This is a genomic window from Dactylosporangium sp. NPDC006015 (genome assembly GCF_040614215.1).
GTDB lineage: Bacteria > Actinomycetota > Actinomycetes > Mycobacteriales > Micromonosporaceae > Dactylosporangium > Dactylosporangium maewongense.
The window spans coordinates 1-25,879 of the sequence record NZ_JBEXUD010000051.1 but is presented as its reverse complement, the minus strand read 5'-3'; the positions used below and the strand labels follow the sequence as shown (position 1 = coordinate 25,879).

Annotated in this window: 22 protein-coding genes and 1 pseudogene; 8 read left to right on the top strand and 15 right to left on the bottom strand. The window is 72.1% G+C overall.

What is annotated here, in order from left to right:
* Window positions 1–34: 34 nt before the first annotated feature.
* From araA to ABZ321_RS48805, 7 genes are read right to left on the bottom strand one after another with little or no spacing between them, the layout of a single operon-like run.
* Window positions 35–1,516 carry an L-arabinose isomerase gene (araA, locus tag ABZ321_RS48835; RefSeq protein ID WP_354903241.1) on the bottom strand — a complete coding sequence of 494 codons (1,482 nt, stop codon included), beginning with the start codon at window positions 1,514–1,516 and terminating at the stop codon, window positions 35–37.
* Entirely contained in the window at window positions 1,513–2,187 is a 675-nt protein-coding gene (locus tag ABZ321_RS48830) for an L-ribulose-5-phosphate 4-epimerase (protein ID WP_344498953.1), read from the bottom strand. Before ABZ321_RS48830 ends, araA begins: the two co-directional genes overlap by 4 nt.
* Window positions 2,184–3,785: a ribulokinase gene (locus ABZ321_RS48825; protein WP_344498951.1), complete on the bottom strand. Its 1,602-nt coding sequence runs from the start codon at window positions 3,783–3,785 to the stop codon at window positions 2,184–2,186. The genes ABZ321_RS48830 and ABZ321_RS48825 overlap by 4 nt, the downstream gene beginning before the upstream one ends.
* Complete coding sequence (gene yjfF / locus ABZ321_RS48820) at window positions 3,782–4,768, bottom strand: galactofuranose ABC transporter, permease protein YjfF (RefSeq protein WP_344498949.1); 987 nt, start codon at window positions 4,766–4,768, stop codon at window positions 3,782–3,784. Before yjfF ends, ABZ321_RS48825 begins: the two co-directional genes overlap by 4 nt.
* On the bottom strand, window positions 4,765–5,805 hold the full coding sequence (locus ABZ321_RS48815; protein WP_354903239.1) for an ABC transporter permease: 1,041 nt from the start codon (window positions 5,803–5,805) through the stop codon (window positions 4,765–4,767). Before ABZ321_RS48815 ends, yjfF begins: the two co-directional genes overlap by 4 nt.
* Window positions 5,805–7,310 carry a sugar ABC transporter ATP-binding protein gene (locus tag ABZ321_RS48810; protein WP_344498945.1) on the bottom strand — a complete coding sequence of 502 codons (1,506 nt, stop codon included), beginning with the start codon at window positions 7,308–7,310 and terminating at the stop codon, window positions 5,805–5,807. The genes ABZ321_RS48815 and ABZ321_RS48810 overlap by 1 nt, the downstream gene beginning before the upstream one ends.
* Window positions 7,311–7,321: 11 nt before the next feature.
* Window positions 7,322–8,314 (bottom strand): ABC transporter substrate-binding protein, encoded by a 993-nt coding sequence (locus ABZ321_RS48805; protein WP_354903237.1) that lies wholly within the window; start codon window positions 8,312–8,314, stop codon window positions 7,322–7,324.
* A gap of 504 nt (window positions 8,315–8,818) precedes the next feature.
* Between ABZ321_RS48805 and ABZ321_RS48800 the strand changes: the two genes are divergently transcribed.
* Complete coding sequence (locus ABZ321_RS48800) at window positions 8,819–9,934, top strand: LacI family DNA-binding transcriptional regulator (RefSeq protein ID WP_354903236.1); 1,116 nt, start codon at window positions 8,819–8,821, stop codon at window positions 9,932–9,934.
* A 97-nt stretch (window positions 9,935–10,031) separates the two neighbouring features.
* Here ABZ321_RS48800 and ABZ321_RS48795 read toward each other — a convergent pair whose 3' ends face one another.
* The 5 genes from ABZ321_RS48795 to ABZ321_RS48775 all read right to left on the bottom strand — a co-directional run bounded on the left by ABZ321_RS48795 (window position 10,032) and on the right by ABZ321_RS48775 (window position 14,327).
* A complete protein-coding gene (locus ABZ321_RS48795; RefSeq protein ID WP_354903234.1) occupies window positions 10,032–11,114 on the bottom strand; it encodes a type III PLP-dependent enzyme in 1,083 nt (360 codons plus the stop codon).
* Window positions 11,111–11,725, bottom strand: a complete 615-nt coding sequence (locus ABZ321_RS48790; RefSeq protein WP_354903233.1) for a GNAT family N-acetyltransferase — start codon at window positions 11,723–11,725, stop codon at window positions 11,111–11,113. Before ABZ321_RS48790 ends, ABZ321_RS48795 begins: the two co-directional genes overlap by 4 nt.
* A gap of 59 nt (window positions 11,726–11,784) precedes the next feature.
* Complete coding sequence (locus tag ABZ321_RS48785) at window positions 11,785–13,314, bottom strand: APC family permease (RefSeq protein WP_344498935.1); 1,530 nt, start codon at window positions 13,312–13,314, stop codon at window positions 11,785–11,787.
* A gap of 77 nt (window positions 13,315–13,391) precedes the next feature.
* Window positions 13,392–14,033: a GPP34 family phosphoprotein gene (locus tag ABZ321_RS48780; protein ID WP_344500680.1), complete on the bottom strand. Its 642-nt coding sequence runs from the start codon at window positions 14,031–14,033 to the stop codon at window positions 13,392–13,394.
* Window positions 14,034–14,171: 138 nt separating this feature from the next.
* The gene (locus ABZ321_RS48775; protein WP_354903302.1) at window positions 14,172–14,327 is read right to left on the bottom strand and encodes a hypothetical protein; all 156 of its coding nucleotides are present in this window, start codon (window positions 14,325–14,327) and stop codon (window positions 14,172–14,174) included.
* Between ABZ321_RS48775 and ABZ321_RS48770 the strand changes: the two genes are divergently transcribed.
* The 6 genes from ABZ321_RS48770 (at window position 14,262) to ABZ321_RS48745 (ending at window position 20,963) form a co-directional block, all read left to right on the top strand.
* Window positions 14,262–15,056, top strand: coding sequence for a helix-turn-helix transcriptional regulator (locus ABZ321_RS48770; protein ID WP_354903298.1), 795 nt, complete (start codon window positions 14,262–14,264; stop codon window positions 15,054–15,056). The two genes, ABZ321_RS48775 and ABZ321_RS48770, sit on opposite strands and share 66 nt — an antisense overlap.
* A gap of 55 nt (window positions 15,057–15,111) precedes the next feature.
* A complete protein-coding gene (locus ABZ321_RS48765; RefSeq protein WP_344500678.1) occupies window positions 15,112–15,324 on the top strand; it encodes a DUF397 domain-containing protein in 213 nt (70 codons plus the stop codon).
* Between the two features lie 190 nt (window positions 15,325–15,514).
* On the top strand, window positions 15,515–15,973 hold the full coding sequence (locus tag ABZ321_RS48760) for a hypothetical protein (protein ID WP_354903231.1): 459 nt from the start codon (window positions 15,515–15,517) through the stop codon (window positions 15,971–15,973).
* The gene (locus tag ABZ321_RS48755; RefSeq protein ID WP_354903229.1) at window positions 15,960–19,187 is read left to right on the top strand and encodes a caspase family protein; all 3,228 of its coding nucleotides are present in this window, start codon (window positions 15,960–15,962) and stop codon (window positions 19,185–19,187) included. Before ABZ321_RS48760 ends, ABZ321_RS48755 begins: the two co-directional genes overlap by 14 nt.
* A gap of 82 nt (window positions 19,188–19,269) precedes the next feature.
* Window positions 19,270–19,773 carry a SigE family RNA polymerase sigma factor gene (locus tag ABZ321_RS48750; RefSeq protein WP_344498927.1) on the top strand — a complete coding sequence of 168 codons (504 nt, stop codon included), beginning with the start codon at window positions 19,270–19,272 and terminating at the stop codon, window positions 19,771–19,773.
* Window positions 19,770–20,963 carry a hypothetical protein gene (locus tag ABZ321_RS48745; protein WP_354903228.1) on the top strand — a complete coding sequence of 398 codons (1,194 nt, stop codon included), beginning with the start codon at window positions 19,770–19,772 and terminating at the stop codon, window positions 20,961–20,963. Before ABZ321_RS48750 ends, ABZ321_RS48745 begins: the two co-directional genes overlap by 4 nt.
* A gap of 272 nt (window positions 20,964–21,235) precedes the next feature.
* Here the strand turns inward: ABZ321_RS48745 and ABZ321_RS48740 are convergent, their stop codons facing one another.
* Both ABZ321_RS48740 and ABZ321_RS48735 read right to left on the bottom strand, forming a co-directional pair.
* Window positions 21,236–22,237, bottom strand: a complete 1,002-nt coding sequence (locus ABZ321_RS48740) for a LacI family DNA-binding transcriptional regulator (RefSeq protein WP_344498923.1) — start codon at window positions 22,235–22,237, stop codon at window positions 21,236–21,238.
* Window positions 22,238–22,389: 152 nt separating this feature from the next.
* A complete protein-coding gene (locus tag ABZ321_RS48735; RefSeq protein WP_354903226.1) occupies window positions 22,390–22,587 on the bottom strand; it encodes a VOC family protein in 198 nt (65 codons plus the stop codon).
* Window positions 22,588–22,682: 95 nt separating this feature from the next.
* On the opposite strand from ABZ321_RS48735, the gene ligA reads away from it, so the two are divergent.
* A complete protein-coding gene (ligA, locus tag ABZ321_RS48730) occupies window positions 22,683–24,812 on the top strand; it encodes an NAD-dependent DNA ligase LigA (RefSeq protein ID WP_354903225.1) in 2,130 nt (709 codons plus the stop codon).
* A gap of 794 nt (window positions 24,813–25,606) precedes the next feature.
* Here ligA and ABZ321_RS48725 read toward each other — a convergent pair.
* Window positions 25,607–25,879 (bottom strand): annotated as a pseudogene (locus ABZ321_RS48725) (IS30 family transposase); the annotation flags it as partial.

Here is a 25,879-nt window from a genome sequence, read left to right as displayed (position 1 = left end):
CTCACCAGTTCCGTAAACGGAACGCACCCGTATTTCAGAACCCTCTCGCGAGGCGATGGTACGCCTGGTTCCAGCGGACCTCCTTGGCGAACTGCCGAACCGTCGTGTCCGCGTCGATGACGAGCAGCTCCGTGCCGGTCATGTCCGCCAGGTCCGCCAGCTCCTCGGTGCCGACGGCGAACGACAGCACCGTGTGGTGCGGGCCGCCGGCCGTCAGCCACGACTCCGCCGACGTCGACAGGTCCGGCCGCGGCTTCCAGACCGCCCGCGCCACGGGCAGCTTGGGCAGCGGCGCGGTCGGCGTGACCACGTCGATCTCGTTGGCGACGAGCCGGAAGCGCTCGCCGAGGTCGGCCAGGCCGAGCACGACGGCGGGGCCGGGCGTGGCGTCGAAGACGAGCCGCACCGGGTCCTCGCGGCCGCCGATGCCGAGCGGGTGGATCTCGCACGACGGCGTGTCGAAGGCGATGCTGGGGCACACCTCGAGCATGTGCGCGCCGAGGATGACCTCGTTGCCGGGCGTGAGGTCGTACGTGTAGTCCTCCATGAACGAGGTGCCGCCACCGGGAGCCATCGCCTTCAGGGTGCGCACGAGGACCGAGGTCTTCCAGTCGCCCTCGCCGCCGAAGCCGTAGCCGTCGGCCATGAGCCGCTGCACCGCGAGGCCCGGCAGCTGGCGCAGCCCGCCGAGGTCCTCGAAGTTGGTGGTGAAGGCCTTGAACCCGCCGGCGGTGAGGAACGCGCGCAGGCCGAGCTCGATGCGGGCCGCGTAGCGCAGCGACTCGGCCCGGTCCTCCTTCAGGGCGGCGGACACCCGGTAGGTGTCGTGGTACTCCTTGACCAGGTTGTCCACGTCCGCGTCGGATGTCGCGTCCACCGAGGAAACGAGGTCGTTCACGCCGTACGTGTTGACGGAGACCCCGAAGCGCAGCTGCGCCTCGACCTTGTCGCCCTCGGTGACGGCGACGTCGCGCATGTTGTCGCCGAAGCGGGCCAGCTTCAGCGACCGCATCTCCGTGAAGCCGGCGGCCGCGCGGGCCCACGCGCCGATGCGGGCGGTGACCCGCGGGTCGGTGACGTGCCCGGCGACGGTCTTGCGGGCCACGCCGAGCCGGGACTGGATGTAGCCGAACTCGCGGTCGCCGTGGGCGGCCTGGTTCAGGTTCATGAAGTCCATGTCGATCTCGGCCCACGGCAGCGCCACGTTGGCCTGCGTGTGCAGGTGCAGCAGCGGGGTACGCAGCGCGTCGAGCCCGGAGATCCACATCTTGGCCGGCGAGAACGTGTGCATCCACGCGACCACGCCGACGACCGACGGGTCGGCGTTCGCTTCGAGGCAGACCCGCAGGATGTCGCCGGCGCTGGTGAGCACCGGCTTCCACACCACGCGCACCGCGATGTCCGGCGACTCGTCCAGCGTCGCGGCGATCTGCCTCGACTGGGCCGCGACCTGGTCGAGCGTCTCGGGGCCGTAGAGCCCCTGGCTGCCGGTCAGGAACCAGACCTCGTGCGTCATGTTGTGCTCCTCTGCCCGCCCTGCGGCTGGCCGTAGACGTTCTGGTAGCGGTCGTGCAGCGAGGCGACGGCCTGATCCGGCAGCCGCTCGACGGCGCCCAACTGCCGGGCGAAGTGCATGGTCCTGGCGACGTCCTCACACATGACCGCCGCCTTCACGGCGGCCTTCGCGGTGGCGCCGATGGTGAAGGGGCCGTGCTGCAGCATCAGCACTGCCGGTGACGGGTGCCCGGTGAGCGTCTCGACGATGCCGCGGCCGATCGCGTCGGAGCCGATCAGCGCGAACGGCCCGACCGGGATGTCGCCGCCGAACTCGTCGGCCATCGCGGTGATCGAGCACGGGATCGGCTCGCCGCGGGCGGCCCACGCCGTCGCGTACGGGCTGTGCGTGTGCACGACCCCGCCGACGTGCGGCATGTGCCGGTACACGTACGCGTGCGCCGCGGTGTCCGACGACGGGGCGCGGTCCCCCTCGACGAGCTTGCCGTCGAGGTCGCAGACCACCATGGCCTCGGGGGTCAGGTCGTCGTAGGAGACCCCCGACGGCTTGATCACCAGCAGGTCCGAACCCGGGACGCGGGCGGACACGTTGCCCGACGTCCAGGTGACCAGGCCCCAGCGGATCAGCTCGGCGTGCAGGTCGCAGACTTCCCGCCGGAGCTTCGAGATCACTGGGCCACCTCCTCGCGCAGCGCGCGGAGGCGGTGCAGGACCTCGTTGCCGCCGGGGCGGCCGAAGTAGTCATGCAGCTGCCGGTATTCGGCGTAGAGTCGGTCGTAGACGTCGGCGGCGGCGTCGTCGGGCGTGTAGACGGCCCGCTTCACCTTGCCCATCGCCGCCGCGGCGGCCCGCACGTCCGGGTATTCGCCGGCGGCGACCGCGGCGTGGATCGCCGAGCCCAGCGCCGGCCCCTGCTCGGAGTCGATGACGCTGATCGGGCGGCGCAGCACGTCGCTGTAGAGCTGCATGAGGAACGTGTTCTTGAGCAGCCCGCCGGCGGCGATGAACTCGGTCACCGGCACCCCGGCGGTCTCGAGGGTCTCGACGATGGTGCGGGTGCCGTAGGCGGTCGCCTCGATCAGCGCCCGGTAGACGTCCTCGGGGCGGGTGGCGAGGGTCTGCCCGACGATGACGCCCGACAGGTGGTGGTCGACGAGCACGGAGCGGTTGCCGTTGTGCCAGTCCAGCGCGACCAGGCCGTGCTGCCCGGGGCGCTGCGCGGCGGCCGCGGCCGTGAGCTGGTCGTGGTCCGCGGACGCGAACCCGGCGAACCAGCCGAAGATGTCGCCGACGCCGGACTGTCCGGCCTCGTAGCCGTACAGTCCGGGGATGATGCCGTCGGCGACGACCCCGCACATGCCGGGCACGTCGGCAAGGGTCGCGCCACTCATCACGTGGCACGTGGAGGTGCCCATGATGGCGACGAGCTGCCCGGCGTCGACGGCCTGCGCGGCCGGGGCGGTCACGTGCGCGTCGACGTTGCCGACCGCGACCGCGATCCCCTCCGGCAGCCCGGTCCACCCGGCGGCCTCGGCCGTCAGCCGGCCGGCGAGCCCGCCGAGCGGCGACAGCGGCCCGTCGGTCTTGTCGAGGAACGCGCCGAAGCCGGTGTGCAGCGCCTCGAAGTAGTCCCGCGGCGGGTAGCCGCCGTCCTGGTGGGCGCCCTTGTAGCCGGCGGTGCACGCGTTGCGGGTCTCGACCCCGGCCAGCTGCCACACGATCCAGTCGGCGGCCTCGATGAAGCGCTCGGCCCGGGCGAAGACGTCGGGGTCCTCCTCCAGGACCTGCAGCGCCTTCGCCAGCTGCCATTCAGAGGAGAGCTTCCCGCCGTACCGCGGCAGCCACGCCTCGCCACGCGATGCGGCGAGCGCGTTGATCTGGTCGGCCTGCCGCTGCGCGGCGTGGTGCTTCCACAGCTTCGGGTAGGCGTGCGGCCGGTCCGGCAGGACGTCGCTCAGCGGCGTGCCGTCGGCGAGCACCGGCAGGAACGTGCACGCCGTGAAGTCGGTCGCGATGCCGACCACCTGCGTGGCGTCGATCCCGGTGAGCGCGGCCGGGACGGCGTGCCGCAGCACGTCGACCCAGTCGGACGGCATCTGCAGCGCCCAGTGCGGGGGCAGCGCCTCGCCGGTCGCCGGGAGGGTCCGCTCGACCGCGCCGTGCCGGTACTCGTGGACGGCGGTGCCCACCTCCGCCCCGTCGGCCACGCGGACCACGACGGCGCGGCCGGACAGGGTCCCGAAGTCGACCCCGACTACATATCTCGTCATTGTGATCTCCGCGCCACGGCCCGCTGCAACACGATGAACGCGAACAGCAGCGCACCGATGACGATCTTGGTCCACCACGAGCTGAGGGTGCCCTCGAACGTGATGATGGTCTGGATGAGGCCGAGCACGAGGACCCCGAGCACGGTGCCGAACAGGAAGCCGGATCCGCCGGTGAGGACGGTCCCGCCGATGACCACGGCCGCGATGGCGTCGAGCTCCATGCCGAGGGCATGCAGGCCGTAACCGGAGGACGTGTAGAAGGTCAGCAGCACGCCGCCGAGGGCGGAGCAGACGCCGCTGATCGTGTAGACGGCGATCTTCGTGCGCCCGACGGGCAGGCCCATGAGGAGCGCCGACTGCTGGTTGCCGCCGATGGCGTAGATGTTGCGGCCGATTCTGGTGTACGCCAGGACGTACGCGCCGACGAGCACCACGACGAGCGAGATGACGACGCTCCACGAGATGTGGAACCCGCCGAAGCGGATCTTGTAGTCGGCCAGCTCGGTCCACAGCGCGTTGTCGATGCGGATCGCCTCGGTGCTGATGACGTAGCACAGGCCGCGGGCCAGGAACATGCCGGCGAGCGTGGCGATGAAGGGCTGGATGTCGAAGAAGTGGATGATGCAGCCCATCGCGAGGCCGATCAGGGCGCCGACGAGCAGCACCACGGGCAGCACCGCGATCGGTGACCAGCCGGCCCGCACCAGCGACGCGAAGATCATCGTGGTGAGCGCGACGACCGCGCCGACCGACAGGTCGATGCCGCCGGTCAGGATCACGAACGTCATGCCGACGCCGACGACGAGCAGGAAGCCGTTGTCGATGAAGACGTTCAGGACGATCTGGGTGTCGTCGAAGCCGGTGTACCGCACGACGCCCGCGCCGTACATGAGACACAGCAGCGCCAACGTGGCCAGGACCGGGATGTGCCGCTGCTGCGGCCTGCGGATGACCCGCTTCTGCAACGACTCGAACGTCGTCATGCCGTGACCTCCACCTTCTGCGGCGCCTTCGGGGCGGGCGCGGACGGCCGGCGGCGCTGGAACTTCTCGCGGAACTTCGGCGCCTGGGCGAGGCACAGGACGACCACGACGACCGCCTTGAACAGCAGCGTCACCTCGGGCGGGATGCCGACGGTGTAGATCGTGATGTCGAGGGTCTTGATGATGACCGCGCCGAGGATGGTGCCGGCGATCGAGAACCGGCCGCCGGACAGCGAGGTGCCGCCGATGACCACGGCGAGGATCGCGTCGAGCTCGATGAGCAGGCCGGCGTTGTTGCCGTCGGCGCTGGACACGTTGGAGCTGATCATCAGCCCGGCGACGCCGGCGCAGAGCCCGGCGAACACGTAGACGATGAGGATCAGCCAGCGCGACTTGATGCCGGCCAGCCGGGACGCCTCGGCGTTGCCGCCGACGGACTCCAGCAGCAGCCCGAGCGCCGAGCGGCGCACGATCAGGCCGGCGATGACCGCGACGCCGACGGCGATGATGACGCTGAGCGGCAGGCCCAGCCAGTAGCCCGCGCCGATCATCTTGTACGGGCCGCTGTTGATCGTGATGATCTGCCCGTCGGTGATGAGCTGGGCGAGGCCGCGGCCGGCGACCATGAGGATCAGCGTGGCGATGATCGGCTGGATGCCGACGGTGGCGACGAGGAACCCGTTCCAGACGCCGAGCACCAGCGACAGCACGAGCGCGAGCCCGACGGCGGCCAGGACGCCGCCGACGCTGTTCTGGTCGTCCAGCTCGCTGATGCGCAGGCAGGCGAGCGCGCCGGCGATCGCAACGACGGCGCCGACCGACAGGTCGATGCCTCCCGTGGCGATGACCAGCGTCATGCCCAGCGCCACGAGCCCCAGCGGCGCGCTGGCCCGCAGGATGTCGATGATGCTGCCGTACAGGTGACCGTCGCGGAGCTCGATCTTGAAGAACCCGCCGGAGAAGAACACGTTCGTGACGAGCAGCAGCACGAGGATCGCCGCCGGCCAGAACAGCCTGTGCTTGGTGATCGCCGCCATCAGGTGCCGCTCGCAATCGTCTCGGTGAGGCGGTCGAGGTCGACCGCATCGGTGTTCTCCAGCTGGGTGACCAGCCTCCGGTCGCGCAGGACGCCGATGCGGTGGCTGAGGCGCAGCACCTCCTCCAGCTCGGCGGAGATGAACAGCACGGCCATGCCTCCGTCGGAGAGCTCGACGACCAGCCGCTGGATCTCGGCCTTGGCCCCGATGTCGATACCGCGGGTCGGCTCGTCGAGGATGAGCAGCCGCGGCTCGGTGATGAGCCACCGGGCCAGGAGGACCTTCTGCTGGTTGCCGCCGCTGAGGTTGCGGACCGGCAGCTCGGGGTCCTTCGGGTTGATGTTCAGCGCGTCGATGTACTTCTGGACCAGCTCGTCCTGCCGCCGGCGGGGCAGCGGGCGGGTCCAGCCGCGGGCCGCCTGCAGGGCGAGGATGATGTTCTCGCGGACCGACAGCTCCTCGACCAGGCCTTCGGTCTTGCGGTTCTCGGAGCAGTACGCGATGTCGTGGTCCATGGCGGTGCGCGGGCCGTGCAGGTTGACCGGCTTGCCGTCGATCTCGAGGCGGCCGCTGTCGGCCTTGTCGGCGCCGAAGAACAGCCGGGCGAGCTCGGTGCGGCCGGAGCCCAGCAGCCCGGCGAGGCCGACGACCTCGCCCTTGTGGATGGTGAGACTGAACGGCTCGACGGCGCCGGACCGGCCGAGCTCGTGCGCCCGGGCGACGGCCTCGACGCCCGAGAACGAGCGCTTGCCGGCGTCCTCGAGCCGCTCCAGCAGCGCCAGCTCCTTGCCGATCATGAGGCTGACGAGCTGGACCTGGCTGATGTCGGCGACGAGGTGCTCGCCGACCAGCCGGCCGTTGCGCAGGATCGTCATCCGGTCGCAGATCTCGTAGATCTGGTCGAGGAAGTGCGACACGAACACGATCGCGATGCCCTGCGCCTTGAGCTGCCGCATGATGCGGAACAGCTGAGCGACCTCGCCGGCGTCGAGGCTGGAGGTCGGCTCGTCGAGGACGAGGACCTTCGCGTCGACGTCGATGGCGCGGGCGATCGCGACCAGTTGCTGCACGGCGAGGGAGTAGGTCGACAGCTGTGCGGTGACGTCGAGGTCGAGCTCCATGCGCTGGAGCAACTCGGTCGCGCGGCGCCGCATGACGCCCCACTGGATCCGGCCGAACTTCGTCGGCTCGCGCCCGATGAAGATGTTCTCCGCGACCGAGAGGTTCGCGCAGAGGTTGACCTCTTGGTACACGGTGCTGATGCCGGCCTCGGTGGCCTGGTGCGGGCCGGCGAACCGGACCGGGCGGCCCTCGAGGGTGATCTCACCCTCGTCGATGTCGTAGACGCCGGTCAGCACCTTGATGAGCGTCGACTTCCCGGCGCCGTTCTCGCCCATGAGGGCGTGGATCTCCCCTTGGTACAGGCGGAAATCCACACCCTCAAGAGCCTTGACGCCGGGGAACTGCTTGCTGATGCCGCTCATGCTCAGCAGTGCGGTCCCCATGGTTGCGCCTCTCAGTACTTGCGGTTCGGCAGCGCGGCCTTGGCCTGCTCGGGGGTGAACGCGGACTCCTCCGTCAGCACCCGCTGCGGGATGGTCTCGCCGGCGACGACCTTCTTGGCCAGGTCCATGAGCTGGGGGCCAAGCAACGGCGAGCACTCCACGATGTAGTTGATCTTGCCCTCGGACAGGGCCGTCATGCCGTCCTTGACCGCGTCGACGGTGATGATCTTGATGTCGACACCGGGCTTCTTGCCGGCCGCGACGATCGCCTCGATGGCGCCCAGGCCCATGTCGTCGTTGTGCGCGTACAGCACGTCGATCTTCGGGTTGGCCTTCAGGAAGGCCTCCATGACCTCCTTGCCCTTGGCGCGGGTGAAGTCACCGGTCTGCGAGGCGATGACCTTGAACTTCGGGTCGGCCTTGATGACGTCGGCGAAGCCGGACTTGCGGTCGTTGGCCGGCGCGGAGCCGGTCGTGCCCTGCAGCTCGACGATGTTCACCGTGTCGGTCTTGCCCTGGTACTCCTTGACCAGCCACTCGCCGGCCTTCTTGCCCTCCAGGACGAAGTCGGAGCCGATGAACGTCTTGTAGAGCGAGGTGTCCTTCGAGTCGACCGCGCGGTCGGTCAGGATCACCGGGATCTTGGCGTCCTTGGCCTCCTTGAGCACGGTGTCCCAGCCCGACTCGACGACCGGCGAGAAGGCGATGATGTCCACCTTCTGCGCGATGTAGCTGCGGATCGCCTTGATCTGGTTCTCCTGCTTCTGCTGCGCGTCGGAGAACTTCAGGTCGATACCGGCGGCGGTGGCGGCCTCCTGGATCGACTTGGTGTTCGCCGTCCGCCAGCCGGACTCGGCACCGACCTGGGCGAAGCCCATCGTGATCTTGCCGTCGTCCTTCTTCGCGCCGCTGCCGGCGTCGCCTTCCTTCTCGCCGCCGCACGCGCTGAGCGCGCCTACGACCAGCAGACCGCCGAGCACGGCCGCGGACCACTTCTTCAGCACTACGCCTCTCCTCACGGGGTGTCTTGCGCCAGAGCTAGTGAACGTTCACATTCAAGGGCGGGCCGCCCCACCGCCGGGGTGTGTGGCAGTAGGGGTACCTCGCTCCGGCCTGGATTACATTGGCCGTCGCGCTTGTATGTCGAGAGTGTTAGCGTTCTCATCCCCGACGTCAAGTCCGTGACGTCGATTCGTGACCGGAGGTGCTCGTTGGCCCATCCCGCGCGCTCCGGGCGGGACCGCGCAGCCTCCGCTCGCGCCGCCTCCACCGCCCCCGCTTCCACCGAACGTGCTCCCACTCCTACGGAAAGTAGTGCTTCCGCCGCTCACGGCGGTCCAGGTTCGACGGACCGTGACGCACGGGCTGCTTCGCGTGATGTTCCGGCTCGCGGCCAGATGTCCCTGGGCAACCTGGCGCAGTCCTCGGACATCGAAGGCCGTGCGCCGGGACAAACCGGACCCATGCCCGCCGGTCGCCCGCCGGGCGGCGATGGGATTTTCACGGCGGTGCCGGTCCGGCGGCCCGGGTTCCCCTCCCCCACCGGGCCCGACCGCAGCCGGCGGGGGCCGGTCGCGCACGCCGGCGGCACGGCGCCCGACGCGGTGCCGGCGCCGCCGCCGCGCAAGGTCGGGATGCGCGACGTGGCGCGGCTCGCGGGGGTGTCGCACCAGACCGTGTCGCGGGTGCTCAACGACCTGCCGAACGTCAGCGACGGCACCCGCAGCCGGGTCCTGGACGCCGTGCGCATCCTCAACTACCGGCGCAACCTCGCGGCGCGGACGCTCGTGACGAGCAGGTCGCGCACGATCGGGCTGATCGGCTTCGAGACCACCCTCGCCGGGCCCGCGTCGATGATCTACGGGATCGAGAAGGCCGCCCGGGAGGCCGGCTACTACGTCAGCATCGCCACCGTCCGGTCGCTGGACCGGCACGCCGTCCTCGACGCCGTCGAGCAGCTGTGCGCCCAGGCGGTCGAGGGGATCATCGCGATCGCCCCGAAGAACTCCGTCGCCGACGCCCTCGCGCAGGCGCCGCCGGGCACGCCGGCCGTCGGGGTGGGCGGCGCCGACGACGGCGCCGTGCCGATGCTGCGGGTCGACAACGTCCGCGGCGCGTGCCTGGCCACCCGGCACCTGCTCGACCTGGGCCACCGCACCGTCCACCACGTCCCGGGCCCCGCCGACTGGCCGGAGGGCAGGGACCGGATCGACGGCTGGCGGCAGACGCTGCACGCCGCCGGGGCGCCCGTGCCGCCGGTCGCGGCCGGCGACTGGTCGGCCCGGTCCGGCTACCTGCGCGGGCAGCTGCTCGCCGCCGACCCCGCCGTCACGGCCGTCTTCTGCGGCAACGACCACATCGCCCTGGGCGTGCTGCGCGCGTTTCACGAGGCGGGCCGCACGGTCCCCGACGACGTGAGCATCGTGGGCTTCGACGACATGCCCGAGTCGGGCTACTTCCTGCCCCCGCTCACCACCGTCCACCAGGACTTCGCCGAGCTCGGGCGGCGCAGCGTCGACCTGCTCGTCGCGCGCCTCGACGGCACGGCACTGCCCACGACCCCCGTGCACCTGACGCCGTCGCTGGTCGTGCGCGCCAGCGCCGCCCGCACCGCCGGCGCCTAGGAACCCCGCGTGCCGCCGCCCGCGCCACTCGCGCCGCCCGCGCCGTCGGTGCCGTCGGTGCCGTCGGTGCCGTCGGTACCGTCGGTGCCGTCGGTGCCTAGGAACCTCGCGTGCAGCGGACCGACGGGGGCGGGAAGCCGTTGAACGACGAGGCGTAGACGCTGGTGTACGCGCCAGCGTTGCCGATGTACACCTCGTCGCCGGCCCGCAACCCGGCGGAGAGCTCCACGTCGAACAGGATGGTGTCCTGGCTGTCGCAGGTCGGGCCGGTGAGATGGCAGCGCTCGCGGGCCCCGGCCCGGCGCGAGTCGGTGACCGGGAAGCGCAGCTCTTTGCCCGTCTCGAGGCTCTCCATCAGCCCGTTGAACGCGCCGACGTCGAGATGGACCCAGCGCCGGCCGTGGCGTAGCGCGGTGCCGATGACCGAGGCCCGCAACGTGCCCGCCGCGGCGACGACGGCCCGGCCCGGCTCGATCACGACCGGGACGTCGTAGGGCAGCCCGGCCAGGCCCGTGCTGATCGCCGCCGCGTAGTCCGGCAACGGCGGCACCGGGCCGGCGTAGCGGGCCGGGAAGCCGCCGCCGACGTCCACCATCTCCAGCATCACCTGCTCGGCGGCGAGCTTGTCCATGACCTGCGCGACGGCGCGCAGCGGCGCCCGCCACGCCTGCGGGAGCAGCATCTGCGAGCCGACGTGGAAGGCGACGCCGAAGGGGCGCAGGCCCCGGTCGCGGGCGCCGAGCAGCAGGGCGGTGGCGGTGGCGACGTCGACGCCGAACTTGCCCTCGCTGGGCACGCCGCTGCGGATCTGGTGCGCGGCGAGCCGGACGAACACGGCCGCGCCGGGTGCGGCGGCGGCGAGCTTGTCCAGCTCCTCCTCGGAGTCGAACGCGAAGCGCCACAGGCCTCTCGCGTGTGCGCGGGCGATGTGGGCGACGGGCTTGACCGGGTTGCTGTACAGCACGCCGGCCGGGTCGACGCCGACGGTGGTCAGCAGGTCGAGCTCCGGCGCGGACGCGACCTCGAAGCGGCAGCCGAGGCCGTGCAGCTCCGCGAGGACCTCCGGGTGCGGGTTGCACTTCATGGCGTAGTGCACCGTCATGCCCGGCAGTCCCGCGGTCACGGCACGGTACCCGGCCGCCACCTTGTCCAGGTCGATCAGCAGCTCGGGCGTGTTCACGCGCTCGGCGGGCGCCACATCGGCCAGACCGGCGGGCCGTCCGGCAGCAGGATCGGCGGGCGGCTCTCGTAGCCGTGGCGCAGGTACAGCGCCCGGTTGCGCGGGTCGTTGGCCTCCAGGTAGGCGGGGATGCCGGCCCGGTCGAGCCGGCGGTGGTGCCGGGCGAGCAGCGAGCTGCCGATGCCGAGGTTCTGCCGCTCCGGCCGCACGGCTAAGAACGCCAGGTAGTGGTGCGGGACGATCGGGTGCTCCTCCTCCAGCATCGCGTCGAGCTGGCAGGCCCGGTCGAACGCGGGGCCGGCCGCCTCCTTGAGCCGCCGGTCGTAGTCGACCGGGGGCGGGATCGCGTGCGTGAGCGGGAACCACAGCGCGACGCCGGAAGGCCTGCCGTCGAACGGGTCGACGGTCGCGTACACCTCGCCGTGCCGCACCGCGTGCTCGGCGAAGATCGAGAAGTACTCGGGGCTGTGCTCGCGCCGGTCGTCGGCGTCCGGCGCCATCCACCGGGCGACCAGGCCGTCGCTCATGGCGGCGACGAGGACCTCGGTGATGGCGTCGGTGTCGACCGGTTCGATGTCGCGGACGACGACATCCTGTATGGCATGCGTCATGACCGTCCTCTTTCGATGTCCACGGTGGAGCCGGTGGTGGGAGCTGCGAGCGGTGGGAGCTATGAGTGGCGGACGACGTCGGCGGTGCGCGGCAGCGCGTGCGAGACGGGCAGCCCGGCGCCCTCCGGGATGACCCGCTGCTCGGCGCCGCGGCCGATGCCGGCGTAGGCGTCCGGCCGCGCGGCGCGCATGACCAGCGCCCAGATGATGCCGACGATCGCGAAGACGACGTAGGCGGCGGAGAAGACCCAGTTGAAGACCGAGTCGTTGTTGACCTGCAGCAGGTCGCCCAGCCCGATGACGGTCGCCGCGAGCACCGCACTGAGCAGCAGGAACGCCAGCAGCGGCGCGAGCTGCGCCCGCCAGAAGTTCTCCCGCCGGCGGTGCCTGAGGAAGAACGCGATGACCGCGGCGGACGCGCCCCACATGAGCATCAGCACGCCGAGACCGCCGACGACGGTGCCCCAGGCGAACAGGTGGATCAGCGGGTCGATGCCGGTCACCTGGAACACGATCAGCACCCCGAGCGCGAGCAGGCTCTGCGTGATCGACCCCAGCAGCGGCGCGCCGGTGCGCGGGTGCGCCACCCCCCACAGCCGGGGCAGCACCCGCTCCCGCCCCAGGGCGAACTGGTAGCGGGCGACCGCGGCGTGAAACGCCAGGGCCGCGGCGAAGACGCTGGTCAGGAACAGCACGTACCCGACGTTGATCAGCGCCTCGGGCACGTACGGCGAGACGAGCGCGAAGACCAGGTCGGTCTCCTGGTCCTTGGCCGCCTGCACGATGTTGCCGGAGCCGGTGTTCACCGACATCGCCCACGCCGAGACGCCGCACAGCAGGCCCGGCAGCAGGACCGCCCAGTGGGTGGCCCGGGCGATCGTGCGCTTGGGGTCCTTGGCCTCCTCGGACAGCACGACGGTCGCCTCGAAGCCGACGAAGCCGGCGATCGCGAGCACCAGCATCGCCGCGACCTCGGGGGTCAGCAGCTGCGCCGGGTCGAGCGCCTCGGTGCTCACCCGGCCGCCGGCCGGGTGGGCGACCATGATCGCGTCGTAGATGAGCACGATGGTGATCTCGGCGGTGAGCAGCACGGCGAGGACCTTGCCGCTGAGGTCGACCCACAGCACGCCGAGCACGGCGATGAGGAACCAGCCGACCAGCGAGCAGACGAACCAGCTGGTGTGGATCCCGCTGGCCTCCAGCACGCCCTTCGCCACGACGCCGAGCAGGCCGAACAGGCCGATCTGCATCGCCGCGTAGGCCGGCAGCGCGATGAACGCCGCCGCCACGCCGGTGACCCGGCCCAGCCCGTGGCTGATGTAGGAGTAGAACGCGCCGGAGTTGACGATGTGCCGGCTCATCGCCACGAACCCGACCGTGAACAGCGACAGGATCAGCGCCGCGACGAAGTACACCAGCGGCACGGCGATGTTGCCGACCACGGCGTAGATCGTCGAGATGGCGCCGAGGATCACGGTCAGCGGCGCCGCTCCCGCGACACCGAAGAACACGATGGACGGCACGCCGAGACGGTTGCTGGCCAGACCCCGGGTCACGATGTCGGGCCCGCTCGGTGCGAAACGCGCCATGTTCGGTCTCCTCACGCGGTCGGCCGTGCTGGTGCGCAGCTTCCCGCGGTGATAGTGGTGTCGGCCCACCGTGCGCGTCACCGGCGGCCGACAGCGAGCGCGGAGCCCACCGCCGCCTCTGTGTACTGGACGAGCTGGACCAGGTCGTCCGGCAGCGACGCCATGATCGCGGGCAGCTGCCGCATGCACTCGCGCTGCTCCTGGACGCCGGCGAAGACGTGCCTGGTCAGCCCGGTCGCGACGACCAGCGCGATGAGCGACCGGTCGTGCAGCCCCATGGACCGCCGGTGCGCGAGCGCCTCGGACAGCCGGATCGACTCCCACGCGGCGGTGTTGCGCTGCTCGGCGGTCTGCGGCAGGTACAGCGTCTGCGACGCGCTGAGCAGCTTGCGCCGGGTGACCGGCTCGACCACGCCGGCGCGCAGCAGCCGCTCGCCGACCTGGTCGGTCGCGTCGGCCGCGAGGTACGCCAGCCAGGTGCGGATCTCGCGGTGCTGCGGTTGCGCGATCAGCAGGTCGAGCACGGTGTGGGCCAGGGAGTCCCCGGGCGGCTCCTGGCTGACGACATACAGGTCGCCGGTCATGGCGCGCAGCCGTCCGTACAGCATCAGCTCACCCAGCAGGGCGGAGGCCAGCCCGAGCCCGGCGGCACGTGGGTGCAGCCTGGACCGGCCGGTTCGATCGTCGTGGGCAATCAGGTAATAGCTGTTGGCAAGCATCGCGACCACGGCTCCCTCGAGATCTGCCCCGAGCACGTCAGCGAACAACCAGCAGCATGTGCTGGCTTCGATGTCCCCGAGCATCATGTACCAGACACGGCGCGTAGTGCAACGAGTACTAGACTCGGGGTATGCGCATCACGCAAATTGCATATGATCAATACCGTGGACATTGACGCCGCAAAGGACGAGGGCCCGACGCTTCGCCGCCGTCGACTGGCCGCGGAACTGAAGAAAAGTCGCGAAGAAGCCGGATTCACGCAGGAATCCGTGTCCCGGCACTTCGAGTGGCACTCGGCCAAGGTCACCAGAATTGAGAACGCACGCGTGCCGGTCAACGCCCGGGACGTCAACGACCTGCTGACCCTCTACGGGGTCAGCGACCCGGCCTACCGGGAGGCGCTGCTGGCCCTGGCCCGGCAGAGCAAGCAACGCACGTGGTGGACCGACTACCGCGACGTCATGCGGCCGGGGAACTTCGTCGGCATGGAGGCGGACGCGTCGATCACCCGCGTGTGGGAGCCCATCGTGCTGCCGGGCCTGCTGCAGTGCGAGGACTACATGCGGGCGCTGATCGGCATCGGCCGTCGCAACGACACCAGGGAGTCGATCGAGCGGCGGGTCTCCCTGCGCCGGCTGCGCCAGGAGCGCCTCACCGCGGCCAGCCCGCTGCAGCTCGTGGCCCTCTTCGACGAGTCGGTGATCCACCGGGTCGTCGGCGGCCCGGCGGTGATGCAGGAGCAGTACCGCAAGATCATCGACGTCGCGGCGCTGCCGAACGTGTCGGTGCGGATCGTGCCGTTCACCGCCGGCGAGCACCCGTTCATGGGCGGGCCGATCACGTTCCTGGAGTTCCCGGACGTCGCCCACTTGGATGTCATCTACCTCGAGGGCCTTGCCGGGGACTACTACGAGGAGCAGCCTGCGGAGGTCAAGCGCTACCGCGACGAGTTCGAGCGGCTCGAGACGAAGGCCCTCAGCGAGGCGTCGACGGTGCGCCTGATCGAACGCCTGCTCGCCTGAGCCGGCGGCCGCTCCCGCGCGGCCGGCTCAGCTCACGAGAAAGGAGGTGAACGTTTTGCCCGCTCAATTCACCGGCGCCGGCTGGCGTAAAAGCAGTCACAGCAACGGCAACGGCGGCAACAACTGTGTGGAAGTCACAGTCGCTGCCTCCGCTGTCGGTGTGCGCGACAGCAAGAATCCGGACGGAGCCGTTCTACGGTTCAGTCCAGCCGCTTGGAAGTCGTTCCTGTCCGACGCCAAGCACGGCAATTTTGATGTGATCAGCTGACGCTTTTCCCGATTCCTCGATCCCGTGCATGAATGATCGCGCTTGGGCTGGTGTGTCATTTGCATCAGCCCATGCGTGAAGATACCGGCCGATGCTATTCCCGCCGGTTCGCCGGCGCTACCGTCGACTTTCGCAGTATCTGTAACGGCACCGTCACCCGTTGATCTTCGGGAGGTGCTTGAATCGCCGGGTGCGCCTGTCGTTGACCACCCCCTCCGTGTCCGACGCCCACGCGGTGCAGACCCTGCACGGCTGGCTCCTGCGCGATCCCGGCCTGGCCGCCGACGCCGACATCAGCCAGCGCAGCTCCGCGGGCGGGCACATGGGCGCGCTCGACGTCATCGACCTCGTGCTGACGCACGCGGTGGCGGTCGGGGGGCTCGTCCTGGCGTTCGCGTCGTGGCGGCGGGCCCGGCCGGACGCGCCGCCGATCGTGTTCACCGTCGAGGGGATCTCGGTGACCGCTTCGGACTCCTCACCCGAGACGCTCGAACGGATCCGGGCGACCCTGCTCGCCGCGCTGCCACCCGCGCCGTCGCCTGCTCCCGGGCCTGCGCCTGCGCCCGCGCCCGCGCCTTCTCCGGGGCCGCCGGCGCCGCCTGTACCGTCGCCACCGCCGCCCACACAGGACGACGATGCGGCTGCCTGATCCGCTCGCCTCCAGGGCGGTCCTCGTGGGTGCCGGCGCGTTCGACGTCCTGGAGCCGCTGCCCGCGGTCCCCAACAACCTGCGGCACCTCGCCGCGCTGCTCACCGACCCCGACATCTGGGGGCTGCCCGCGGCGCACTGCACGGTCGTGCAGGACCCGGCATCCGCCGACGACATCCTCGACGCGCTGCACGACGCCGCCCGGGACGCGCGCGACGCGCTGGTGTTCTACTACGCGGGGCACGGGCTCATCGAGCCGGACACGTTCGAGCTGTACCTGACGCTCCCCCGCACCACGCCGTCGCCCATCCACGGTGCCGTGCGGTTCGAGGACGTGCGCCGCCTCATCGCCGGGGCGCGCCGCTGCCGCTCCAAGGTCGTGCTGCTGGACTGCTGCTACAGCGGCCTGGCCCTGGCCGGCGCGATGGGCGACCCCGCGACCGTCGCCGACCGGGTCGTGGTCGGCAACAGCTACGTGCTGACCGCCGCCGCCGAGACCGCGCTCGCCTACGCGCCGCCCGACGAGGAGTTCACCGCCTTCACCGGCGAGCTCGTCACCGTCCTGCGCGACGGGCTGCCCAACGGCGCCGACGTGCTGGAGATGGAGGCGGTGTACTGGCAGCTCGCCGCCGAGCTGTCCGCGAAACGCCGGCCGATGCCACAGGCCCGCGCCCGCAACGACGGCCACGCCATCGCGCTCGCCCGGAACCGGGCCGGCCGGGCGCCCCTGTCGGCACCGCCACAGCAGCCGGTCGCTCCGGCGTACACCACCGCCGGCCGCGGACTGAACCCCTCCCGGCTCATCGCGCTGCTCGCCGACCCGCCCGGCGGCGTGACCGCCACCGACCTGCTCGTCGCGGCCGGCTCCACGCGGCCGACGCAGGAGGTGGCCGCGCTCGCGTACGCCATGCGCACCGACCCCTCGGTGGGCGTCCTGCTCGACGCCGCCGCCCGCCGCTCCCCCGGGACCGTCGCGGGGCTCGTCGCGGACCTCGAGGAACTCGGTCTCGGCCCGATCGCCGATGACGTCGTGCGGTCCGCCGCGGCCGGCGACGGGCGGCGGATCGTCGCGCTCGGCCCGCTGCTCGGCGACCGGCAGGCGCCCCTGCTCGACGCCGCCGTCCGCAACCGCATCGGCCGGCCCGCGGCGATGATCGCGCTCGTCGGCGCCCTGTGGACGTCGGGGCTGCGGGACGCGGCCGAGGCGGCGCTGCGCCGGGTCAGCGCGTCCATGCCCGCCGCCGACGCCGCCGCCCTCGCCGACGCCCTGCGCGACGGCGGGCACGAGGAGCCGGCGTTCCACCTGTACGAGGTGGCCGCCGACGTCATCGTCGAGCGACCACCGGCAGCCGTCGTCGACCTGGCCGCGGCGATGGTCCGCGCCGGCCACGGGGCGCAGGGCACCGCGCTGGTCGACGGCGCCGCCCGGGCGTGCGCGAATCCCTCCGCCGCGGCGGAGCTGCTCGACGCGCTGCGGCACGCGGAGCTGCCGGCCGGCGACGCCATGGCGCGGCTCGCCGGGCGGTTGCCGGACCCCGACCTGCTCGCCCTCACCGACCTGCTCCGCGACGGTCGCAGCCCCGGCGACGCCCTGACCGTCCTGCAGCTGGCCGCGGCGGGGCGGCCGGTCGAGAGCACGATCGCGTACATCAGGCACCTGCACGACGCGGGCCGCCCGATCGACGCCAACCGGCTCCTGGAGCAGCGGGCCACCGCGACGGCCGGCTGGTCTCCCCCCACCGCGGACCCGCCGCCACCCGCCCCCGCCATCTCTTCCGGTGCCTTGCTGCTGAAGGCCTTCTCCGGTGCGTCGGTCGAGGAGCTGCGCGCCGCCCTGGCGGACCCGCCGCCTGGCGCACCGTCCGGGTCCGCGGCGCAGGCCGCTCCCGGGTCGGCGGGCGGCGCCGAGCCGGTGGTGTTCGCGTTGTCCGGCCGGGATCTGGCCGCGGCCGCGGTCGCGGCGGCCGCCGCCGGGCCGGACGTCGCGGTCCGGCGGGTCCTGACCACCGCCGCGGCCGGGTCGCCCGAGCGGGTCGCCGCGCTCGTCGCCGGCCTGCATCGCGCGACCGGCGGGGGCGACCTGGCCCGGCACACCGGCGCCGCCGTCGCGGCCCGCCCCGTCGCCGAGGTCGCCGAGATCGCGGTACACCTCATCGGGCACGGCGAGACGGTGGCCGCCGCCGACCTACTGCGGGCGCGGCAGCCCAGGCTGTTCAGCGAGCCGCTCGCCGCGCTCGACGCGCTGCTGCACGGGCGGCGGGCGCTGTCGCGCTCCGACCCGCTCGTCGCGGGCGTCGCCGGGGTGGTCGTCGCGTACGTCTGCGCCGACCCGGACGCCGACGCCGACGGGTTCGTGTCGGCGTTCCTGGCCGACGACCGCGCGTTCCGGTGGGACCTCGCCGAGCGGCTCGCCCGCGCCCCGGTCGCCACCGCCGCGGCGTTCTTCGCCCGTCTCTCCCCGCACGTGCGCTCCGGCTGCCACCGCGACTACGCCCAGGTCGCGGCGCGGGGCCGGCCGCCGGACCTGCTGGCGGCGTTCACCGGGATCCGGGACCTGCTGCCGGGGCACGTGCTGTTCGACTTCCTCGCCGCGGCCGGCGCGCAGTGCCCGATCGACGACCTGACGTCGTTCGTCGACGACCTCGTCGCCTGCGGCACCGCGCCCGAGCACTTCCGCCCCCTGCTGCGCGGGCCGGCCACGCCCGCCTCCTACGTGCTCGCCGCCTGGGTCGCCGCCAACCATCCGCACCTCACGGAGGCGCTGCCGTTCCCGGTGTCCGGCACGCGGCCGACCGCCGCGCGGATCGCCGCGCTGCAGAGCATCCGGGCGACGCTGGGCTCGACGCTGCAGGCGGCGATGTCACACCCGGTGCCAGGGCTGGAGGACGACGAGACGCTCCTGCTCGTCTGGCCGCTGGCGCGCGACGGGGTGCTCGCCTTCACCGACCGCGCCGTGCACCACGTGTGGGGCGTGCACTCGCGGCTGCGCTACGACGACCTGCACGCCGCGCAGGTGCGCAGCGTGGAGCGCTACGAGATGCGGGTCGTCACGCAGTCCGACACGGGGCCGACCGTCCAGGACTGGCGGCTCGATCCGCCCGGGCGCATGTCCGGCGGGGCCGCCCTCACCGCGGAACGGCTGGCCGAGGCGCTGCGGCGGGCCCGGGTCGCGGTGAACGAGGCGCTCGCCGTGCGCACCGGCGAGGCACCCTGAAACTTGTCACGCCGCGCAGTCAACCACCGGGGCGCCGGGTCGCATCAATGGGGTGGAACGTCCAGGGAAGGGACCCATCACGGTGCGCGCGGACCGCGAACATGACTTCAGCCTGTATGTGCAGGCGCGGATACCGCGCCTGCACCGGCTCGCATTCCAGCTGCTCGGTGACCGCCACAAGGCCGACGACGCGGTGCAGAACGCCCTGACCGTCCTCTACCAGCGCTGGTCCCGGATGCGCGACGTGGAGAACCTCGACGCCTACGTGCACACCATGGTCGTGCGGTCCTGCCTCTCCGACCGGCGGCGCTGGTGGGCGAGGGTCCAGCTGCGCGCGACCACCCCGGACGTGCCCGTCGCGGCCGACGACCCGCTCGTCGAGCAGCGGATGGTGCTGCGGGCGGCGCTGCGGCGGCTGCCGGAAGGGCAGCGCACGGTCGTCGTCCTGCGCTACCTGTGCGACCTGCCGGTCGCCGAGGTGGCGCGGATCCTCGGCCGCTCCGAGGGCACGGTGAAACGGCAGACCTTCAGCGGCCTGGGCAACCTGCGCCGCATGCTCGACGAGCGCACGAGGAGCGCGGCATGAACGACAACCCGTTCGCGATCCTGACCGACGAGCCCGTGCCGGACAGCCGGGTCGGGGTCGGCGACGTCATCGCCGCCGGGCGTGCCCGGGTGCGGCGGCGCCGCGGCGTGGTCACCGGCGTGTGCGCGGCACTCGTCGTCCTCATCGTCTCCGTCGGCGTCGCGGCCGCGGTACGGGCACCGCAGGGCACTCCCTCGGATCCCGCGCCGACGCCGTCGCCGACCGTCAGCGCCGACCCGTCCGGTTGTGTGGCCACCCGCCTGCCCGTCGGGGAGGAGGACATCGGCTCCGCGCACACCGACCCGAGCGGGCGCTACCTGGTGTTCAACCGGGCACCCGATCCCGGCCTGATCGTCGTGTACCGCGACGGCGTGGAGGTCCAGCGGTTCAGCGACGGGCAGCGGCTGCAGGTCACGGCGGTGAGCTCGGCCGGCACCGCCGTCGGCAGGCAGGGCGGGTCGCCCGACGGGGCCGCCTTCCGCACCACCACACAGGGGACGCTCGCCTTCCTGCCGAAGCCGTCCGGCGCCCTGTCGGTCAGCGCGCAGGGCATCAACGCCGCCGGCGACATCGTCGGCGAGGCCACCATGCCGGGCAAGAAGTTCCGCGCCGTCCTGTGGCGGCACAGCGCACCCGACGTCGCGGTGCTGCTGCCGACCCCGTCCGGCAGTTCCTCGGCCGCCCACGACATCGCCGACGACGGGCGCATCGTCGGCGACTTCAACCAGGGCGAGCAGCCGGTGCTGTGGAACGCCGACCTCTCCACCACGGTCCTGCCGACCCCGCCCGGCCGGCCCGGCGGCGTCGCGCAGCGCATCGCCGGCGACTGGGTCATCGGCCCGGTGAACTTCCTGGCGATGAACGGCTTCGACGCCGCGACCGGGCGCCGTACGGGCGCCGGCGACATCCCACCGGCCCGCTGGCACCTGTCCGCCGGCACGGTCGAGCCGCTGGTCGCCCCGGACATCTTCGCCGGCGGCAACAGCGTCACCGCCGACGGGACCGTCCTCGTCAACCGCTTCGACGGCGTCGTGCGCTGGACCGGCGCCACGGTGACCCCGGTGCCGGCTCCTCGCGGGTACAACCACGCGCAGATCGAATCCGTCAGCGCCGACGGCAGGCTCCTGGCCGGCGCGGCCACGAAGAGCACGGGCGGCTCCATCGAACCGTTCGCCTGGACCTGCCGCTGAGCCGCCTCGCTGATCGCATAGCGGATCCGGTCGTCATGGCGACCGGATCCGCTACTTGATCATGTCGGCCGTGCCGGGCGGGGTGTTCACGGCCGCAGGCCGTGTCGCGGCCTTGGCCGGACGGGGCGCGGAGGCGCCCCGGCCGGCGCCGCGGTCTGCGCAACTACACGCGGACGTGCAGGGAGGGCCGCCAAGGCCCGACCGTTGGCTGCGGGAGCAACGGTCGCGGCCACGGCGGACCGGAGCCATGGCCTTGCTCTTGTTCTTGTTCTTCAGCTTTTCGGGGCGGCTGTGCTGCGGCGCAGGACGAGGGTGGGGGCGACGCGGGGGTCGGGCTCGGGGCGGTCGGGGCCTTCGGGGAGGTCGGCCTCGATGGCGCGGAGCAGGGCGGCGATGCAGCGGCGGCCGACCTCGTCGAAGTCCTGCCGGATCGTGGTCAGCGGCGGGGACAGGAACTCGGCCTCCGGGATGTCGTCGAAGCCGACGATGCTGATGTCGTCGGGGACGCGGATGCCGTGCTCGTGGAACGCGCGCATCATGCCGAGGGCCATCTGGTCGTTGCCGGCGAAGACGGCGGTGACGTCGTCGCGGCGGGCCAGCTCGAGGCCGGCCTGGTAGCCGGAGCGGGCGGACCAGTCGCCGGTCATGAGCGGCGGGGCGGGCAGGCCGGCGTCCTCGAGCGTGCCGCGCCAGCCCTCGATGCGGCCGTGGGTCTCCAGCCAGTCGCGGGGGCCGGACAGGTGCCAGACCTTGCGGTGGCCGAGGCCCAGCAGGTGCTGCACGGCCAGGCGGGCGCCGGTGACCTGGTCGACGGAGATCGCGGGGATCTCGCCGCCGACGACCGCCTCGACGGCCACGGCGGCGACGCCGAGCGGGAGGCTGTGCAGCGCCGCGGCGGCCGCGGTCTGTGGGGCGATGACGACGACGCCGGCGACGGACTGGTCGGCGAGGGCCTCCAGGGCGGACACCATGCCGCTGTGGTCGACCTGCTCCAGCGTGACGATGCTGACGCCATAGCCGGCGGCGCGGGCGGCGCGCTCGATGCCCAGCAGCGTCGAGGCGGGGCCGTAGAGAATCGTGTCGAAGCTGACGACGCCGATCACCCGCGAACGCCGCCCCGCGAGGCCCCGGGCCATCGCGTTGGGGCGGTAGTTGAGCTGCCGGACCGCCTCGAGCACCCGCTCACGCGTGGCGGGGCTGACGCTCGGGTGCTGGTTGAGGACCCGGGACACGGTCTGGTGGGACACGCCGGCGAGTCGCGCGACGTCGTTCATGACCGCTGCCCGGCCCTGGCTCGTTGGACGCATCGCCCTCCCCCCATGTTGATGTTAGCGCTGCCACGGTACGCCGTGCCGACCGGTATACCGCGTGCTGGGGGTCCTTGCGGGGACGGAAATGGCCGTTCGGATGACCCTGGGCTTTCTGCCTATTCGACGCAGAACTCGTTGCCCTCCGGCACGCGCGCGAACCAGATGTTCGGGCCGCCCCAGCCCGCCGCCTCGACGAACGCCCTGTCCGATGTGGACTCCTCGGCGACGTCGGTGCCGAGCGCGGCGGCCCAGAACCGGGCCAGCACCAGCGCGTCCACGCTGTCGAACGTGACCGACTTGATGTAGGCGGGCATGGGCGCACGGTAGCACCGTTGTTGGTGCCCCGTTTGTCGTGCCGTTTTTTGTCGTACCCGGTGGCTAGGCTGCTGGCATCTGGAGAGGGGATGCCGTGGTGCAGGAAGCTGGTGCAGGGCTGGTCGTCGACGCCGCGCGGGCGGAGCCGTTCGCGAGCGCCGAGGAGTATCGGGCCGCCGTCGGTGAGGTCCGGGAGGCGGCCGCCGCCTACTACAGCGGGCCCGACCTCGCCATGGACGACGCGCTGTATGACGCGCTGCTGGCCCGGGTCGCGGCGACGGAGGCGGCCCATCCGGACTGGAAGGCCGACGAGTCCCCGACCGAGGTCGTCGGCGCCGGCGGCGGGGTCGTCGGCGACGTCGTGCACAGCACCCCGATGCTCAGCCTCGACAACGTGTTCGACGAGGACACGCTGCACAAGTGGGCGGCCCGCCTGGAGAAGCTCGTGGGGCGGCCGGTCGGTGGGTTCACCGTCGAGCCGAAGATCGACGGGCTGGCGATCGCCGCGCGCTATGTCGACGGCCGGCTCGTGCAGGTCGCGACCCGCGGCGACGGCCGCGCCGGCGAGGACGTCACCGGGCAGGCCCGGCGGGCGGCGGGGCTGCCGGAGCGGCTCGCCGCGCCGTTGACGCTCGAGGTGCGCGGCGAGGTCTTCATGACCGACGCCGACTTCGAGGTGGCCAATGCGATGCGCACGGGCACGGGCGAGCAGGCGTTCGCGCACCCGCGCAGCGCCGCCGCCGGCACGCTGCGCGCGCAGGACCGCACCTATGACGCGCCGCTGTCGTTCTTCGCCTATTCCGTGCACCGCGACGAGCCGCCGGCCGGCCCGCACTCCGAGGCGATGGCGGAGCTGGAGCGGCTGGGGGTCGCCACGACCGGCGGCTCGGTCGCCGGGACGCCCGTGTGCCAGACCATCGACGAGATCCTCACCGCAGTGCACGCCCTGAGCGCGAGCCGGGGCACGCTCGGGTTCGGCATCGACGGCGCGGTCATCAAGGCCGACCTGCCCGCCGACCGCGACGCCGCCGGCTCGTCCAGCCGGGCGCCGCGGTGGGGCGTGGCGTTCAAGTTCCCCGCCGACACGCGCATGACCCGGCTGCTGGAGATCAAGGTGCAGATCGGCCGGACCGGCGTGATCACCCCGGTCGCGGTGCTGGAGCCGGTGCAGGTCGACGGCGTGACCGTCACGTTCGCCACGCTGCACAACTTCGACGACCTCGTCCGGCGCAACGTGCGCCCGGGCGACATGGTGTTCGTCCGCCGCGCCGGCGACGTCATCCCGGAGATCACCGGCGCCAAGCTCGACGAGCGCCCGGCGGACTCGGTGCCGTTCGAGCCACCGGCCACGTGCCCCCGCTGCGACGGCGAGATCGACCGCACCCAGAAGCGCTGGCGCTGCACCCGCGGCCGGGTCTGCGGCGCCCACGAGTCCCTGGCGTACTACGCCGCCCGCCACTCCATGGACATCGAAGGCCTCGGCGGCAAGATCATCGACATGGTCGTCGCCGCGGGCCTCGTCACCGACCCGGCGGACCTCTACGACCTCGACGTCCCGACGGTCGCCGGCCTGGACCGGATGGGCGAGGTCTCCGCGACGAAGCTCGTCGCCGCCATCGAGGCCTCCAAGAGCCAGCCGCTCGCCCGCGTGCTGACGGGCCTCGGCGTGCGCATGACGGGCCGCTCCATGTCCCGCCGCCTGGCCCGCCACTTCGGCACGATGCAGGCCCTGCTGGACGCGTCCGTCGAGGACCTGAAGCAGGTCGAGGGCGTCGGCCCGGAGCGCGCCGTGACCGTCGCCGCCGAGCTGGTCGACCTGGCCCCGGTCATCGAGAAGCTCGTCGCCCACGGCGTCAACATGACCGAGCCCGACCTGCCCGCACCGCCCGCCGCCACCACCGACGACTCCGACGTCGACTCCCCTGCCACCATCGCCCTGCCGCTACGCCGCCCCGACGGCACCCCGATGACCGTCGTCGTCACGGGCTCCGTCCCCGGCCTCACCCGCGACGAGGGCAACGAGGCCGTCGAACGCCTCGGCGGCAAGTCCTCCGGCTCCGTCTCGAAGCGCACCGACCTGGTCGTCGTCGGCGACGGCGCCGGCTCCAAGGCCGACAAGGCCGAGCAGCTCGGCATCCGCATCCTGCCAGCGGACCAGTTCGCCGCACTGCTCACAGCGTTCACCTCAGGCGACGAGCCCACCATCACCACCATCCTGTCCTGACCCACCACCATCCCCACCATCCCCACCGCCCGCCGGCCGCTGCGCCCGCGCCCCGCCAGACAACCTGGCCCGCCGAGCGCAGCGGTCCGTCGCGCGCATGTGGGCCGTCGGGCACACCGGGACGCCGCGCGCATCTGGCCCGTCGGGCGCACGGGGACACCGCGCGCTCCGGGGTGCCACTCGCCGCGTACGCCTGTCCACCGGGCGCATCCTTTCCCGTCGCACCCTGAGGAGGCACGCACACGGAGGTAGCAGCTGGGCCGCGCTCGCCGCAGTGGCGTACGAGCTTCAAGTCCCCCGGCCCCGGCATGCCCAGAACCCAGCGCGATCAGGGCCCAGCCCAACCGGGACTGGCAACCTCATGGCCCAACACGCCCAGAACCCGACGCGACCAGAGCCCGGGCGCGGCCCGAGCCCGATGTGCCCGCAGCCCGGGTGTCCTCACAGCTCGGCATGACCGGAGCCCAACGCGACCCAAGGCCCAACGCGAGCGGAGCCCGGCATGACCAGAACCCGGGCCTGCCCCAAGGCCGGCGTGGCCCGAGGCCGGCACGAGCCGAGGCGGGTTTGGCAGGGCGGTGGTCGTCCCGTGTTGCCATGCTCGGGAGGGGACGTCAGGTGATCCGAGGTACCGGCACGGGTGGCCACCATGCGGGTGCGCGCGGCGCCTCCGGTGCCACCGCAGACTTCGCCCGCAAGCATCACCGGGCATCGAGAGCCGGGCACCACGCTCGCAGGTCCGACACTGACGCACCCGCATGATCCAAGGACCGATCTGGCCACCAGCGGCGGTTTCAAGATGTGGTTGCAACACCGCTGGTGAGGAGTTCTTCGAGTTTCTCTGCCGGGGTTCGCCAGCCGAGTGTTTCACGGGGTCGTCGGTTGAGCTGGGCGGCGGTGGCGTCCAGTTCGGCCTGGGTGGTGCTGGCGAAGCTGTGGATGCCTTTGGGGTAGTACTCCCGCAGCAGGCCCTTGGTGTTCTCGTTGCTGCCTCGCTGCCACGGGCTGTGCGGGTCGCAGAAGAACACCGGGCAGCCGGTCGCGACCGTGAACCGCGGATGCTGGGC